The 15,964-nt window shown below is 64.8% G+C and carries 12 protein-coding genes; 2 read left to right on the top strand and 10 right to left on the bottom strand.

Annotated features, from left to right (window positions below; translation table 11 throughout):
* Positions 1–56 precede the first annotated feature (56 nt).
* Together VM621_RS07045 and VM621_RS07040 are read right to left on the bottom strand one after the other, a co-directional pair.
* A complete protein-coding gene (locus VM621_RS07045) occupies positions 57–1,691 on the bottom strand; it encodes a serine hydrolase (protein WP_325468260.1) in 1,635 nt (544 codons plus the stop codon).
* Positions 1,692–1,759: 68 nt separating this feature from the next.
* Positions 1,760–2,662, bottom strand: coding sequence for a DMT family transporter (locus VM621_RS07040; protein ID WP_325468259.1), 903 nt, complete (start codon positions 2,660–2,662; stop codon positions 1,760–1,762).
* Positions 2,663–2,761: 99 nt separating this feature from the next.
* Between VM621_RS07040 and VM621_RS07035 the strand changes: the two genes are divergently transcribed.
* On the top strand, positions 2,762–3,640 hold the full coding sequence (locus tag VM621_RS07035) for a LysR substrate-binding domain-containing protein (RefSeq protein ID WP_325468258.1): 879 nt from the start codon (positions 2,762–2,764) through the stop codon (positions 3,638–3,640).
* On the opposite strand, the gene VM621_RS07030 is transcribed toward VM621_RS07035, so the two are convergent.
* The 4 genes from VM621_RS07030 to VM621_RS07015 form a co-directional block, all read right to left on the bottom strand.
* Positions 3,637–5,469 carry an ABC transporter ATP-binding protein gene (locus VM621_RS07030; RefSeq protein WP_325468257.1) on the bottom strand — a complete coding sequence of 611 codons (1,833 nt, stop codon included), beginning with the start codon at positions 5,467–5,469 and terminating at the stop codon, positions 3,637–3,639. The two genes, VM621_RS07035 and VM621_RS07030, sit on opposite strands and share 4 nt — an antisense overlap.
* A gap of 54 nt (positions 5,470–5,523) precedes the next feature.
* Positions 5,524–7,383, bottom strand: a complete 1,860-nt coding sequence (locus tag VM621_RS07025; RefSeq protein WP_325468256.1) for a catalase — start codon at positions 7,381–7,383, stop codon at positions 5,524–5,526.
* Between the two features lie 80 nt (positions 7,384–7,463).
* On the bottom strand, positions 7,464–8,141 hold the full coding sequence (locus VM621_RS07020) for a Pr6Pr family membrane protein (protein ID WP_325468255.1): 678 nt from the start codon (positions 8,139–8,141) through the stop codon (positions 7,464–7,466).
* On the bottom strand, positions 8,108–10,060 hold the full coding sequence (locus VM621_RS07015) for a M1 family metallopeptidase (protein ID WP_325468254.1): 1,953 nt from the start codon (positions 10,058–10,060) through the stop codon (positions 8,108–8,110). The genes VM621_RS07020 and VM621_RS07015 overlap by 34 nt, the downstream gene beginning before the upstream one ends.
* A 327-nt stretch (positions 10,061–10,387) precedes the next feature.
* On the opposite strand from VM621_RS07015, the gene gnd reads away from it, so the two are divergent.
* Positions 10,388–11,392, top strand: a complete 1,005-nt coding sequence (gene gnd, locus VM621_RS07010) for a phosphogluconate dehydrogenase (NAD(+)-dependent, decarboxylating) (protein WP_325468253.1) — start codon at positions 10,388–10,390, stop codon at positions 11,390–11,392.
* A gap of 242 nt (positions 11,393–11,634) precedes the next feature.
* Here the strand turns inward: gnd and VM621_RS07005 are convergent, their stop codons facing one another.
* The 4 genes from VM621_RS07005 to VM621_RS06990 form a co-directional block, all read right to left on the bottom strand.
* Entirely contained in the window at positions 11,635–12,579 is a 945-nt protein-coding gene (locus VM621_RS07005) for a cation diffusion facilitator family transporter (RefSeq protein WP_325468252.1), read from the bottom strand.
* A 266-nt stretch (positions 12,580–12,845) separates the two neighbouring features.
* Complete coding sequence (locus tag VM621_RS07000) at positions 12,846–13,829, bottom strand: malate dehydrogenase (RefSeq protein ID WP_046966726.1); 984 nt, start codon at positions 13,827–13,829, stop codon at positions 12,846–12,848.
* A gap of 37 nt (positions 13,830–13,866) precedes the next feature.
* Complete coding sequence (locus VM621_RS06995) at positions 13,867–15,066, bottom strand: pyridoxal phosphate-dependent aminotransferase (protein WP_325468251.1); 1,200 nt, start codon at positions 15,064–15,066, stop codon at positions 13,867–13,869.
* 274 nt (positions 15,067–15,340) lie between these two features.
* Positions 15,341–15,847, bottom strand: coding sequence for a peptidylprolyl isomerase (locus VM621_RS06990; protein WP_325468250.1), 507 nt, complete (start codon positions 15,845–15,847; stop codon positions 15,341–15,343).
* Positions 15,848–15,964 lie beyond the last annotated feature (117 nt).

Below are 15,964 nucleotides of genomic sequence, written 5' to 3'. Positions count from 1 at the left end.
CGCTCCATGTGAGAGTCGTCTCGCTCTATGTGGGAGCCGCTTCAGCGGCGAAGCTCTTACTTGGCCGCCTCGACCGGCGCCAACCGCAGATCCTGGAAATCGAAGCTGAAATCCGTCAACGGGGATACCGGTTCCATCCGGACCTCGCGCACCTTGCCGTCCTGGTCCAGGTTGAAATTGACGAACGCATCGCCGTTGAGCGAGCGATCCTTCCAGTGGGCGATGAAGGTGTCGTGCTGCCACGGGTCCAGGGTGCCGGTGAGCTGGGCGGTCTTGGTGAAGCTCATGACCAGCTTGCCACCCTGCTTGCTTACCTTGACGTCGCCGTACCACGGATCGCGATACGTGCCGACGTAGCCATCGAGCGGCAACGAAGGCTTCGATCCCTTGGCGCGGGCAGCTTCGTGCTTCTTCATGCTGTCGTCGGCATTCCCCTCCGACTTGCGCACGCCGGCCGCGTACGCGGCGATCCAGTCCGTCTTCGGCACGTCCATATACGCATCGAGCGCGCGCATGGTCACGGCCTGGAAGGCGGCGCCGGATTCCTGGTTGGTCAGCACCACGATGCCCAGCTTCAGATCGGGCACAAGGGTGACGCGCGAGACCATGCCGGGCCAGCCGCCGGTGTGCCAGACCAGCTTGTGCCCGTGGTAATCGGAGACGAACCAGCCTTCGCCGTAACCCGAGAAGTTTGGCTTCGCACCCTTCAGTTCCGGCACGCTCGGCTCGGCGATGCGGATCGGCGTGAGCAGCGACCACATCTCCTTCTGCCGCGCCTCGCTGAACAGACGTTGCTCCTTGCCTGCGCTGTCCTTATAGACACCGCCGTCGAGCTGCATGGTCATCCACTTGGCGAGGTCGTGCACGCTGGAGTAGATGCCGCCTGCCGCCTGGTTGTTGTTCCAGGACATCGGTTCGACCGGCTTCAGGTCCTTGAAGTCGAATTTGGCGTGGCCCGTGGCGATGTCGTCACCCGCGCCGATGTGGTCGGGCGCATGCGTCTGCGATTCGGTCATGCCCAACGGCGTGAAGATGCGCTGGGTGATGAAGTCGGCCCAGGGCTTGCCCGAGACCTGCTCGATCACGAGGCCGGCGACTGCAAAGAGGATGTTGTCGTAGTTGTACTCGGCGCGGAAACTGTTAGTCAGCGGCACGTAGCGAAGACGCTGCACCACTTCCTGCGTCGTATACGTCGTGGCCGGCCAGTAAAGCAGATCGCCGGCACCGAGGCTGAGGCCACTGCGATGCGCGAGCAGGTCGCGGATGCGCATCTCGCGCGTCACGTACGGGTCGGACATCTGGAACCAGGGCAGCCGGTCGACCACGCGATCGTTCATGTCCAGCTTCTTCTCGTCGGCCAGGATCGACAACGAGGCCGCCGTAAAGGCCTTGGTGTTCGAGGCGATGGCGAACTGCGTATGGGCATCCACCTTGGCCGGGTCACCGAGCCTGCGGACGCCGGAACCCATTTCGAGCACGATCTTGCCATCCTTGACGATGGCGACCGCGATGCCGGGAACGTCGAACTGCTTGCGCGTGGCATCGACGTAAGCATCGAAGTCGGCCAGATCCATCGGCCGCGCCACGGTGCCTGCGGGAATCGCGGCGGGCTGCGCTTCCTGCGCATGCGCGGCGAGCGCAAAGACGAAGCTGGTGACGCCGAAGGCGAGAAGATGGCGAAGACGCGGCATGGAGAGTCCCGGCAGGAAAGAACGTGCCGGGACTATTCCATGCCGCGAGGTTCCGCGAAAGACCCCTGTCAGGCCTTGCTTTTCTGGCTGAAGAGAACACTGCCGAGAATGATCGCGCCGGCCAGCGCCATCGTCGGGGTGAGCGCCTCGCCGAGGAACATCCAGGCCCAGGCCACACCGAAAAGCGGGACCAGGTAGGTCGAGGTCGCCGCACGCGGCGCGCCGATGCGCTGGATAAGGCGAAAGTAGAAGGCATACGCCAGACCCGTCGAGAGCACGCCGAGCGCGATGACGGCGACCCACGACTTCAGCGGGATCGGTGCTTCCGGCCAGGTCAATGCGGCCAGTGGGGCCATGAGGATCGTCGCGCCCAACAGGCAGCCAGCCGCCACCGCGGTGGGCGGCAGGTCGGACAGGTAGCGTTTGATGAGGTTGGCAGCGAGGCCGTAGCAGAACGCCGCGGCGGCGCCGGCCAGGGCGGCGGGCGCCACGTTCTCGCCGGCGGTTCTCCCGCTGGCGAGAATCACCACACCGACGAAGCCGGCGACCAGGGAGATCGCCTTGCGCGTGCCGATCTTCTCGCCGAAACCGACGAAGGCGACCAGGGCGGCGAAGAGCACGGTCATGCTGTTGGCGATGGCACCGATGCCGGCCGGCGCGCGTTCCGCGCCCCAGGCGAACAAGGTGAAGGGCACGGCGGCGCTCAGCGCGCCCAGGAGCAGCATCTTCCACAGATGCGCAAGGCGGACGGCCTTACGGGCGCGCCATAGCAGCGGCAGCAGGATCACCGAGCCGAAAAGCAGGCGCGTGGCGACCATGGGAAAGGGACCGAAGTCCTTCGCTGCGATACGCATGAAGAGGAAGGAGCCTCCCCAGATGGCACCCAGCGACACGAGCTCGACCGGCGTACGCCAGTCACGTTCGGCAACCGGGCCTAACGAATCGGCGGGTGGATTGATGGCGGTCGACATATGAACCTCGCTTGTGGCTGGACCCTATTTTCGCTGGAATGGAGCGCCGGACAAGCGCATTCTTTGCAAGCCAGCCTCTCATTTGATTCAGCCCTCGCCATGCGATCCGCCCTGCTCCCCGCTCTCGCCGCCTTCGCCTCAGCCGCCCGGCACCAGAATTTCGCTCATGCCGCCGAGGAGTTACATCTCACCGCCAGCGCGGTGAGCCACCACGTGCGCAAGCTCGAAACCGCCCTGGGGGTCAGCCTGTTCCAGCGCCATGCCCGTGGCGTGGCGCTCACTCCGGAGGGTCGCTTGCTCGCCGACGCGGCCGGTTCGGCGCTTGCCGAGGTCGAAGCCGTGCTCGACAGCCTGCGCCAGCATCGACGCGACAACGGCCTGCGCCTGAGCGTGCTGCCCTCGCTGGCTGCGAACTGGCTGACCCCGCGGCTGCGACGCTTCATCGATGCGCACCCCACGGTGCGCCTGTCGATCGACACCGATCGCTCGCTCGTCCGCTTCGACGAGGGCGGTCCGGACCTTGGCATTCGCTACGGCCTGGGCCAATGGCCGGGACTGACCACGCGTTTCCTCATGGACGATTCGCTGCAGCCGCTGGCCTCGCCGGAACTGGCGGCGCGAATCGCCTCGCCCGAGGATGTCGCCACGCTCCCCCTGCTGACCGACATCGCGCCGGAAGGCTGGCGTGAGTGGTTCAAGGCGGCGGGCGTGCGCTACCCGCGCGGCGGCACGATGCATACGCTGAGCGACTCGGCCGATGGCCTGAACGCGGCGGCTTCGGGCCTGGGCGCGGTACTCGCACGCACGCGGTTGTCGTCGGCGCATCTGGCCGACGGCCGCCTGGTTCGCCTGCCGGGGCCGGAGCTGCCCACGCGTTACGCGTATTACCTGGTGCATTCGGCGCACCGGCCGCCGACCGCCGCGGCCCTGGCCTTTATCGCCTGGGTCGAGCGCGAGACGCTGGAGCCACGCGGCTAGGCGACGCCGACAAAGCCGCCGGTCTGATGCGCCCACAAGCGCGCATACAGACCGCCGCGGGCAATCAGCTCCGCGTGTGTGCCCGTTTCGACGATAGCGCCGTGCTCCATCACCACCAGGCGGTCCATCCGCGCGATGGTGGAAAGACGATGCGCGATAGCGATCACCGTCTTGCCCTGCATCAGCGTTTCCAGACTTTCCTGGATCGCGGCTTCGGCCTCCGAATCCAGCGCGGAGGTGGCTTCGTCGAGCACGAGAATCGGCGCGTCTTTCAACAGCACGCGCGCGATGGCGATGCGCTGGCGCTGGCCGCCCGACAACTTGACCCCGCGCTCGCCGGCATGGGCGTCGTAGCCGGTTCGGCCCTCGCCGTCCGAAAGCAAAGGCACGAACTCATCGGCACGCGCCTTGCGTACGGCTTCGAACATCTCCGCCTCGGTCGCCCCGGGGCGGCCATAGAGCAGGTTGTCGCGAATCGAACGGTGCAGCAGCGAGGTGTCCTGGGTGACCACGCCGATGTTCGAGCGGAGCGACTCCTGCTGAACCCTGGCGATGTCCTGCCCGTCGATGAAAATGTGACCGTCTTCAAGGTCGTACAGGCGCAGCATCACGTTCATCAGCGTGGACTTGCCGGCGCCGGAGGGACCGACCAGGCCGATCTTCTCGCCGGCGCGCACGATCAGGTCCAGACCACTGATGACGCCGCCGGCCTTGCCGTAATGAAAGTGGATATCGTCGAACCGGACCTCGCCCTTGGTCACCACGAGCGGCTTCGCATCGTCGCGGTCGAGCACGGTGCGCTCCTGGGCCAGCGTGGTGATGCCGTCCTGCACGGTACCGACATTGTCGAAGATGCCGTTGACCACCCACATGATCCAGCCGGACATGTTGTTGATGCGGATGACCAGGCCCACGGCCAGGGCGACCTGACCGGTCGACACCGTACCGCGCGACCAGAGCCACAGCGCGAGAGCGCTGGTCCCGGCGATGAGCAGCCCGTTGAGCGAGGTGATCGACACGTCCATCGAGGTGATCATGCGATTGGACGAGCGGACCTTGTCGGTCTGCTCGAGCATGGCCTCACGGGCATAGGCTTCTTCGCGGTTGGTATGAGCAAACAGCTTCAGCGTCATGATGTTGCTGTAACCGTCGACGATACGTCCCATCAACTTCGAACGGGCCTCGGATGCCTTCCACGAACGTTCTTTGACCCGTGGGACGAAGAACACCAGCATGCCGATATAGCAGGCGATCCAGAGCACCAGCGGCAGCGCCAGCAGCACGTCGGCCTTGGCGAACAGGTACACCGAGGTACCGGCGTATACCGTGACATACCACATCGCATCGACCACCTGGACGGCGGATTCGCGCAACGACGGCGCGGTCTGCATGATGCGGTTGGCGATGCGGCCGGCGAAGTCGTTCTGGAAAAACGAAAGGCTCTGCTTCAGCACGTAGCGATGATGCTGCCAGCGCACCATGTTGGTCATGCCCGGATTGAGCGTCTGGTTCACCAGAAGGTCGTGCAGTCCGATCGACAGCGGGCGCAGGATCACCACCACGAAGCCCATCCAGAGCAAGGACCGCCCATGCGTCTGGAAGAACACGGCGGCAGGCGTTTTCTGCGCCATGTCGACCACGCGACCGAGGAAGTCGAACAGCGCGACTTCGATAAGGGCCACGGCGAGGCCGACGATCAGCGCGGTGGCGAAGATCTTCCACACCTGGCGCAGGTAATAGATGTAGAAACGCACGACACCCTTCGGCGGCGCACGGTCCGGCGCCTCGCGGAAGATGTCGATCAGGGATTCGAACCAGCGAAATATCATGCCGGCATTCTAATCCCGTTGACCGTCACCGGCATGTGCCCGCCCCGCGCGCCGTCAGGCCAGGGTTTCCCGGGCCCAATGACGACCGCTGGCGATCGCCTGCACGAAAGCCTCCGCCAGAGCGTGGCTGGCCTTGCCGGGGGCGACCACGACACCATGCACGGCCTTCGGCCCGACACTGCCCCTCGGCAAGCCCGATAGCAGTTCCGCGCCGGCACCACTGGCGGCGATCGGCTTGCAGTGACGCCAGCTGTCGCGAACGAAATCGCCGACTTCGACATGACGCTTCAGGACATCCACGCTCTTTCGGCCGCCCGGTATGTAAATCGCGTCGAAAAGGACGGAATCGCCGGTGCGGAAACTGAAATCGGCCTGCACCGCATCGTGATGCGATGGAATCGCGCCCAGTTGAGGCGCGACGATCCTCACCCAGGCACCGGCGGATTCGAGCGCCTTGCGCATCGTGGCCAGGTCGCCGCGGTCGTATCCGTCGGCGAGGAGCACGGCCACCTTGCGCGTGGCGATGCCGCGCTTGCGGCTGCTCGCCATGCTGAGGGCCGGCGATACCGGCACATCCCGCGCGGGTGGCGGCTGGACCTTCCGTGGATCCGCGCCGTCGGGCACGCGGCCGTTGAGAAGGCCGGCGCTCTTGCGCGGTACCGGCATGCCCAAGCCCTTGCCGACACTGGCCGCCATGTCCGCGTCCACCTGGGCAAGCATGTACAGCATGCGTTCGCGCACCGATACCGAGCCGACCTTGCCCAACTCGAACTCCAGGGCATGGCAGATGTGGTTGTACTCAGGCTCGGACTGGCTATGCAGGAACATGCGCGCCTGCGTGAAGTGATCAAGGAAAGCGTCGGTGCGTACCGCGTGGCCGTTACCGCCGGGCGGGGACGAACTGCCACGATTGATCGGCAAGGCGTGGGCAGCGGTAGCGCCAAGTCGAGCGGCCTGAGCATGCGCGTAAGTCGCCACGCGGCCTTGCAGCAAGGGATCCCCGGAAAGATCGATACCGGGAACCACGTGCCCGGGATGGAAAGCCACCTGTTCCGTTTCGGCGAAAGGATTGCGCGGATTGCGATCGAGCACCAGCTTGCCGACGGGACGAACCGGAACCACTTCCTCGGGAATCAGCTTGGTGGGGTCGAACAGGTCGAAGTCGAAGGCGTGCCGGTCTTTCTCGTCGACCACCTGCACACCGAACTCCCATTCCGGGAAGTTACCGGCCTGGATCGCGTCGAAGAGATCGCGACGATGAAAATCCGGATCGTTGCCGGAGATCCGGATCGCTTCATCCCAGGTTACCGCGTGCAAGCCGAGTGCGGGCTTCCAGTGAAACTTGACGAAACGCCCCTCGCCGGCCGCGTTGACCAGACGGAAGGTGTGCACGCCGAAGCCCTCCATCATGCGATAGCTACGGGGGATGGCCCGGTCCGACATCGCCCACATGATCATGTGCATCGACTCGGGCAAGCGGGAAATGAACTCCCAGTACGCATCCTGCGCCGTCGCCGCCCGCGGCATACCGTCATGCAGTTCGGCTTTTGCGGCCTGGATCAGGTCGGGAAATGCCATGGCGTCCTGGATGAAGAACACCGGCATGTTGTTGCCGACCAGGTCGTAGTTACCCTCGTCCGTGTAGAACCTGACGGCGAAGCCACGCACGTCGCGCGCAAGGTCGGTGGACCCGCGAAAACCCGCGACCGTGGAGAAACGAACGAAGACCGGAGTGCACCGGCCCTTCTCGCTAAGGAAGTCGGCGCGCGTGAGCGAGGCCATCGATTCGTAGGCTTCGAAGTAACCGTGCGCTCCCGCGCCGCGGGCATTGACGACGCGCTCGGGAAGACGCGCGTGATCGAACCGGTCGAACCTCTCATGCAGCGCAGAAGCGTCGAACGGCAGCTTGCTCATGACGAACCTTATGCGATGGCAGCAGGTCGGTTATCGCAGCGGCTTCGTGAATCGACGGTCAAGGCAAAGCAAGAATAACGCTATGTGTCGATATGTTTGGCCATGGCGCGGTCAAGGGTGACAAGCCCCAGGCCAAGCACGACAAACACCACGCCCACCCCAAGCGAGTCGATCAGAACCCTCGCGTAGCCCAGGGTATCGACGTCCAGGAACGGATAGGGATACTCGTGCACCACGGCACCACGCAACAGTGTCCACACGAGAAACACCAGGGGGAACAGCAGCCAGTGAAGCGCATCGCGCCATCGCAGGGAACCGTGGGGCAGCAGTGCCACCCACCAGAACAGGTAGAGAAAAGGCACGACGTAATGCACGGTGCGATCGGCGACGAGCTGCGGTCCCTGCGGATGCCACTGCCCCGCAAGGACCGTGGCATAGATCAGGCATGTCACGGCGATGGACAGCGCCGCAAGGCCACGCACGCGCGGTCTGCGCCAGAAGCGCAGCGGCGCCCAATCGCCGCCCGTGGCCGCGGATGTCGCCACCATCGCGACGAGCAGGTTGGACAAGATGGTAAAGAAACTGAAATAACGAACCGTGGCGTAGACGAGGGTCCCCGACCAAAGGATCAGCCAGTACTGCAACAACAACCCCGACCACGCGACGGCCGCGACGACGACGGCATAAACGTTCGATATCGCGGTTTTCCGTGGCGACATGGCGATCAGCCGCCCTTGCCGGCAGCGACGACCGGCCAACTGTTGTTCGAGCGGTCGCGGTCGGGAATCACGTGGTCCGGGTCGATGGTCGCGGCGACGATCTTGCGCGTGCCAGGCACGGTCAGCTCGAACCTCTTGTGCTGCTGCCAGGTTTCGACCGGCACGCGGATATCGACCGTGCTCTTGTCGTCGAAGGTCACGCGCAGCGTGGCCGGCACGACCAGCTGATCGCGATTCTCGATGGTCACCACCGAGCCGTCGACCTTGGCGATCGCGATGTCCAGTTGCCAGTTGTTCGCATACCAGCCTCGCCAGAACCACGAGAGATCCTCGCCCGCTTCGCTTTCCATCAGGCGGAAGAAGTCCGACGGCGAGGGATGGCGATACGCCCAGGTCGCGATGTACTTGCGGAATGCCGGATCGAAACGCTCCGGCCCGATGATCTGCTCGCGTAGCAGCACCAGGCCGAGGGCCGCCTTGAAGTAGGTCGCCGGATGGCGATACTTCTCCTTGACCATATCCGCGCCGATCAGCAGGTTCGGCGCCTCCGGATCGGCCAGGAGCGGCAGGATTTCGTCGACCGGGTTGCCGCCCTTCGGCGCGTACTCGCTGTCGCGCTTGGGTGCGAATTCGCCATGGTGGAAGGCGTCCGCCTCATACACGTCGATGAAGGTGTTGAATCCCTCGTCCATCCAGGCGTTACGGCGTTCGTCCGTACCGACGATCATCGGGAACCAGGTGTGGCCGATCTCGTGTGCGGTCACCATATGCAGCGGTTTGGCCGGTGCCTTCATCGGATCGAAGACGATGCCCGGGTACTCCATGCCGCTGGCCGCGGAGCCGGCCTCGTTGATCGCCACCGGGTAAGGGTACGGATACCACTTCGACGAGAAGTGTTCGACGGACGCCTTCAGGTACTCGGTCGACCGACCCCAGGATTGATCGCCCACGCTCTCCACGGGGTAGACGGACATCGCCAGGGCCTTCTTACCCTCGGGAAGATTGATCCGCGCGGCGTCCCACACGTAGGCCGTCGAGGCGCCGAAGGCGACGTCACGGCTGTTTTTCATGCGGAATTTCCAGGTCAGCGTGCCCGTCCGGGCCGGACGGCTGGCCGGGTCGGTCACTTCCCCGGGCGTGCGGATCATTACCGTGGCGTCGCTGTCGCGCGCCTTGGCAAGGCGCTCGCGTTGCGTGGCGGTGAGTACGTCCTGCGGATTGACCAGTTCACCGGAGCCGGCAACGATCATGTTCGCCGGCACGGTGATCGCGTAATCGAAGTCGCCGTATTCGAGGTAGAACTCGCTGTTGAGGAAGGGCGCGGTGTCCCATCCACGCAGATCGTCGTAGACGCACATGCGCGGATACCACTGTGCCATCTCGTAGATGTTGCCGTTCTTCGACGGGGCGAAGCCGGTACGGCCACCGAAGTCACCGGGCAGATCGTAAGAATATTCGATCGTCAGGCTGATCTTCCCGCCGCGGGCGGCGAGCGGCTGGGGCAAACGCACCTGCATGCGCGTGTCGGCCACCACATAGCTGGCCTGGATCGTCTTGCCGCCCTGCTCGAGGGTCACCGCGGCGACGCGATAACCGTCGGTGTGCTGGCTGGGCGTGGGACCGGAGGTGAAGTTGCCGCGCGCGTCGGCGGTGTAGCGGTTCTGGTCCATCTGCAGCCAGAGCACGTCGAGCGCGTCCGGGCTGTTGTTGGTGTAGTGGATGGTCGCCTTGCCCACCATGGTGTTTTTCACCGGATCCAGTGTGGCCGCGAGCTCGTAGTCGGCGCGGTTCTGCCAGAACAGGGGGCCGGGCATGCCGCTGCCCGAGCGATACGCCGTGGCCTGCTGTGGGTAAGCGAACGGCGCGAAGGTCTCGCGCGGGTCGAAGGTCGCGGCCGAAGCGCCCAGAGCCCCCGCTAGGGTAAGGCTGGCGATCGACAGGCGGGCAGCGTTTTTCATCGGTAGCACCTTGGGGACGATCCCTCAGCGTAACCGGCAAACGAAGCCCGCCTCTACCGTGCCGAAAGTCAGACCTTGCCGCCGGGAAAGCGGGTCTCGATCCATTCGTTCCGGTGCGCGTCGATGGCAGCGCGATCCTCGACGATCGCCGCTCCACGTCGGCCACCTTCGGGCCATCCGGGAAGACGCCGGACGCACATGCGGTTTACCATGGGGACCTGCCTTCTTCTTCGGGGCGCCTATCGAGCGCCTCATCCCTAGGTATACCTTGCATCGCGCCACGGTATCCGCATATTCCCCACGTTGAACTCATCGAGGACCCCACGCATGAAAATCGGTTTGATCGGACTGGGCCGCATGGGCGGCAACATCGCCCGCCGCCTTATGAGGGACGGTCACCAGACCGTGGTGTACGACAACAATGCCGACGCGCGCGCCGCGCTGGCCAAGGACGGCGGTGAAGCCGTCGAGTCCCTCGAGGCCATGGTGAAGGCCCTGCCCTCGCCGAAAATCGTCTGGGTCATGCTTCCGGCGGGCGAGATCACCGAGACCACGATCGCCACGCTCAGCGGCATGCTCGGCAAGGACGACATCGTCATCGACGGTGGCAACACCTTCTACAAGGACGATGCCCGCCGCGCCGAAGAGCTCGCCGCCAAGGGCCAGCATTACGTCGACGTCGGCACCTCCGGCGGCGTGTGGGGCCTGGACCGCGGATACTGCATGATGATCGGCGGCGACAAGGAGACCGTCGACTACCTCGATCCCATCTTCAAGACCCTCGCCCCGGGCGCCGGTGACATCCCGCGCACAGAGAGCCGCGAAGGCCGCGATCCGCGCGTCGAGAACGGCTACATGCACGCCGGTCCGGCGGGTTCGGGCCACTTCGTCAAGATGATCCACAACGGCATCGAGTACGGCATGATGCAGGCCTTCGCGGAAGGCTTCGACATCCTGAAGAACCGTAACGGCACGCAGATTCCGGAGCGCGAGCGCTACAGCCTGGACATGGCCGACATCGCCGAAGTCTGGCGTCGCGGCAGCGTGGTTTCCTCGTGGCTGCTCGACCTGACCGCCAGCGCGCTGGCCAAGGGCCCGGAGCTGGACAACTACTCCGGCTATGTCGACGATTCCGGCGAAGGCCGCTGGACGGTCAACGCCGCGATCGAAGAGGCCGTCCCGGCCGAGGTGCTCACCTCCGCCCTGTTCGCCCGCTTCCGCTCGCGCCAGGACCACACCTATGCCGAGCGCCTGCTCTCGGCCATGCGCATGGGCTTTGGTGGCCACATCGAAGGCCGCGGCAAGCCGCCGAAGGAAAGCGAGCACTCCTGAAGGCTGCTCTCCAGGCGCTGAAAAGCTCCTGTGGGAGCCGCTCCTGTGGGAACCGCTTCTGTGTGGGAGTCGCTTCTGTGTGGGAGCCGCTTCAGCGGCGAAAAGGCGGCGCTACGTAGCGCCGCCTTTTCGCCGCTGAAGCGGCTCCCACAGAGAACTCAGAGAACTCAGAGAACTCAGAGAGCTCAGAGAGCTCAGAAGCAGCACGGAACAAGCCCCGCACACGCGGGGCCTCCTTTGTTTCAAGCTTCACCATCGAGCTGCCGCAACCGCTCGCGCCAGCCCTCCGGAGTTTGCGGCTTGATGAAGAGTGCGACGATCGGCAGGCTGGCCGCCTTGGTCCGTGCCTCGATCTCGCGCACACACTCCTCGATCTCCACCGTGGTCAACGCATCGTCGAACGCGGCCGACAGGGCGACCAGCACATGGTCCGGCCCGACCTGCACGGTGAGCACACCATTCACCGCCTCGATCCCCGGCACCTCGCCGGCGATACTGCACACCTGCGCGAGCAGCCTGGGCTGTGCCGGTTCGCCGATAAGCAAGGCCTTGCTCTCACGCGCAAGCAGGCTCGCCGCAGCGGCAAGCACGACAGCGATTCCCACCGACGCCCAGCCATCGACGCGCGAATCGTTCATCGCGTGCGAGAAGAAAACACCGGTGGCGGCGATCAACAGGCCAAGCAAGGCGGCGGTGTCCTCGAACAGCACGGAGAACGTGGTCGGATCCTTGGTTCGGCGAAAGGCTTCGAAGTAGCCGTACTTGCCCTTCTTCCGCTGCACGCTCTTCAGCGAGAGATACCATGAGCTGCCTTCGAACAACGCGCTTACGGCCAGCACGATGTAGTTGGCCGTCGGATCCTTCAGCGGTTCAGGCGCGAGGATATGGTTGACGCCCTCATACAATGAGAAGCCCGCGCCCAGCGCGAGCACCAGCAGCGCGACGATGAAACTCCAGAAGTAGAGTTCGCGGCCGAAGCCCAGCGGGTGCTGTCGGTTCGGCGGCCTTTGCGAGCGCTTCAGTCCATAGAGAAGAAGCACCTCGTTGACACTGTCCACCAGCGAGTGCACGCCTTCGGAAAGCATGGCGGAACTGCCGGTCAGCGCCGCGGCGACGAATTTCGCCGCCGCGATGGCGACGTTCGCGGCAAGGGCGACGAATACGACGAGTCGGGAACTATGGGCCATGGGGGCAATCGTCACCTCGAGGATGTGTCGCCCAAGTAAACCACGCCACCCCCGCGCCTTATAGGAGCTGTGCCTTACAGGAGCTGCGCCTTGCAGCAGCCGCTCGTTGTGGGAGCCGCTTCAGCGGCGATCCCGCGGCAGAGGGCCAGGTTGAGGCAAGCACCCGATCGCCGCTGAAGCGGCTCCCACAACAACAAAAAAGGCCGCGCTCTGCAGCGCGGCCTTTTCTTGAGCGCGGCCTTTTCTTGCAGGAACCTGCTGCGAACTTACTTCGCGAACAGGTGCTCCACGCCGGCGCGCTCTTCGCGCAGTTCCTTTTCGGTCGCGTCGATGCGAGCCTGCGAGAACGCGTTGATCTCGAGGCCCTGGACGATGGCGTACTTGCCATTCTTCACGGTGACCGGGTAGCCGAAGATCACGCCCTTCTCCACGCCGTACGAACCGTCCGACGGGATGCCCATGGAGACCCAGTCACCCTCGGCCGTACCGAGCGTCCAGTCACGCATGTGGTCGATGGCGGCCGAGGCGGCCGAGGCGGCCGACGACGCACCGCGAGCCTTGATGATCGCCGCGCCGCGTTGCTGCACGGTCGGGATGAAGTCGCTCTCGTACCATGCCTGGTCGACCTGCTCGAGCGCGGCCTTGCCCTTCACCGTGGTCTGGTGCAGGTCGGGGTACTGCGTGGAGCTGTGGTTGCCCCAGATCGTGAGCTTCTTGATGTCGGTCGAATGCGTGCCGGTCTTCTCGGCCAGCTGCGACAGCGCGCGGTTGTGGTCGAGGCGAACCATGGCCGTGAAGCACTTCGGATCGAGATCCGGTGCGTTCTGCTGCGCGATCAGCGCATTGGTGTTGGCCGGGTTGCCGACGACGAGCACGCGCACGTCGCGCTTGGCGTGGTCGTTCAGGGCCTTGCCCTGCGGACCGAAGATCGCACCGTTGGCTTCGAGCAGATCCTTGCGCTCCATGCCCGGGCCACGTGGACGCGCGCCGACGAGCAGCGCGTAGTCGACGTCCTTGAAGGCGACGTTGACATCATCGGTGGCGACGATGCCGGCGAGCGTCGGGAACGCGCAGTCGTTGAGTTCCATCACCACGCCCTGCAGGGTCGGCAGCGCCGGGGTGATTTCGAGCAGGTGCAGGATGACCGGCTGGTCAGGACCCAGCATGTCGCCGGCGGCGATACGGAACAGGAGGGCATAACCGATCTGGCCGGCTGCGCCGGTCACGGCAACGCGAACGGGTGCTTTCATCTTTCGACTCCTCAGAAATATCGCTTGGGACTGATGATCAGGTGAGCTCGGCGAAGAACTCGACGATACGGGCCATGCCCTTGTCGAGTGCCTCGTCCGGGCAGGAATAGGAGATGCGCAGCGCGCGCGGCTCGCCGAAGGCCGATCCCGGCACGCAAGCCACGCCCTTGGTCTCGAGCAACGCCGCGCAGAAGTCCACGTCCGAGGTGATTTCCACGCCGTTGTGCTTCTTACCGAAGGCCACCGAGATATCCGGGAACGCGTAGAACGCACCCTGCGGGCGCGGACAGACCACGCCCGGGATCGAGACCAGCGCGTTGTATACGCGGTCGCGCTTTACCGCGAACTCGACGCACTTCGCCGCCGGCACATCCTGCGGGCCCGACAATGCGGCAACGGCTGCCGCGGTGATCACTTCCGGCAGGCTGGTGATGTGGTTCGAGTTGAGCGTGGTCACGGCCTTGGCCACGGATTCCGGAGCGGCGATGAAACCGACGCGCCAGCCAGGCATGCCGTAGGTCTTCGACAGGGAATCGACGAAGATCACGCGGTCCTTCAGCTCCGGACGCACGTGTACGAAGTTGTGGTAACCCACGCCGTCGAAGACCATGGTGTTGTAGATGTCGTCGGTGATGATCCAAGTGTCCGGATACTTCGCGATGACATCGGCCAGCGCGACGATTTCATCGCGCGTGTAGACCATGCCGGTGGGATTGGACGGGTTGTTGAACAGGAAGACGCGCGGCTTGCGAGCGAGCGCTTCGTCGAGCTGGGCCGGCGTGAGCTTGTAGTGCTGCTCCGGCGGGCACGGCAGGATGTTGATCTTCGCGCCGACGATCTCGGCGATATCCAGGTAACTGGTCCAGTACGGCGCCGGGAAGGCGATCTCGTCACCCTCGTCCAACAGGGCCTCGGCCAGGTTGTAGAGGATCTGCTTGGCGCCGACGCCGGTGGAGACGTTTTCGCGCTTGTAGCCGGTCAGGCCCAACGCCTCGATGTGGCCGAGGAAGGCATCGACCAAGGCATCGGAACCGCGGTTGCTGCCGTACTGCCCGGAATCCTTCGCCAGGGCTTCGCGGGCGGCGGCGTAAACGTGCTCGCCGGGGAGGAAGTTGGGGACACCGATCGAGAAGCTGACGATGTCACGCCCCTCGGCTTTCAGGCGCTTGGCCTTTTCGGCAATGACCATGATCGCACTGGGTTTGGCGCGACCCATTCGCGTGGCGAGCTGCGGCATCGTTTCCTCGGAGGGGGACGGGGCAAAGGCCGTTATTTTAACACGGTGGCGCGGCAGGGAGTTCGCCGCTGAAGCGGCTCCCACACCAGACCTGCGCAGGCCTCGTGGGGGCCGCGGTAGCGGCGATCCGGCGGCGATCCGGCGGCGATCCGGCTGCGACGCCGCGGCGATGCGGCGGCGATGCGGCGGCGATCCGGCGGCGATCCGGCGGCAGCGGGCCAGAAATGGAAACGCCGCCCGGAGGCGGCGTTTCGAACGCGGGGAAACCGGCCGCTTAACGCGCGTCCAGCACCGCGTTCCACTTGGCGACGTTGGCGGCTTCCTTCTCGAGCAGCGCGTCCACGTCGCCCTCGACGATCACCTTGTCGATGGTGTCTTCCTGACGGATGGCGTCGACCACCTTCTGGTCGTCCGCGCTCACTACTTCGCCGAACACGCTGTGCTTGCCGTCCAGCCACGGGGTCGGACCATGGGTGATGAAGAACTGCGAGCCGTTGGTGCCCGGACCGGCGTTGGCCATGGACAGGACACCCGGCTTGTCGTGCTTGAGGCTGGCGTCGAACTCGTCGCCGAACTTGTAGCCCGGACCGCCACGGCCCGAACCCTCGGGGCAGCCGCCCTGGACCATGAAGTCGGCGATCACGCGGTGGAAGGTCTTGCCGTCGTAGTAGCCGCGCTTGGCCAGGTTCACGAAGTTGGCGACCGTCATCGGGGTCTTGTCGTCGTGCAGGCGGAGGTGGATATCGCCCTTGTTGGTCTTCATGGTGACGTTGATGGTCATCGCAATTCCTGTAACTCGTTGAAATTCGGTCCAGTCGCCTCGTGCGACCGGCTCCGGGGGGCTGCAAGGCCACCAAAGATGGCGCCCTCTTCCCAAGAGTTCAAGCAAGAAAGCGTG

Source organism: Luteibacter sp. (genome assembly GCF_035539195.1).
Classification (GTDB): Bacteria; Pseudomonadota; Gammaproteobacteria; order Xanthomonadales; family Rhodanobacteraceae; genus Luteibacter.
This window is presented reverse-complemented; position numbering and strand designations above follow the sequence as displayed.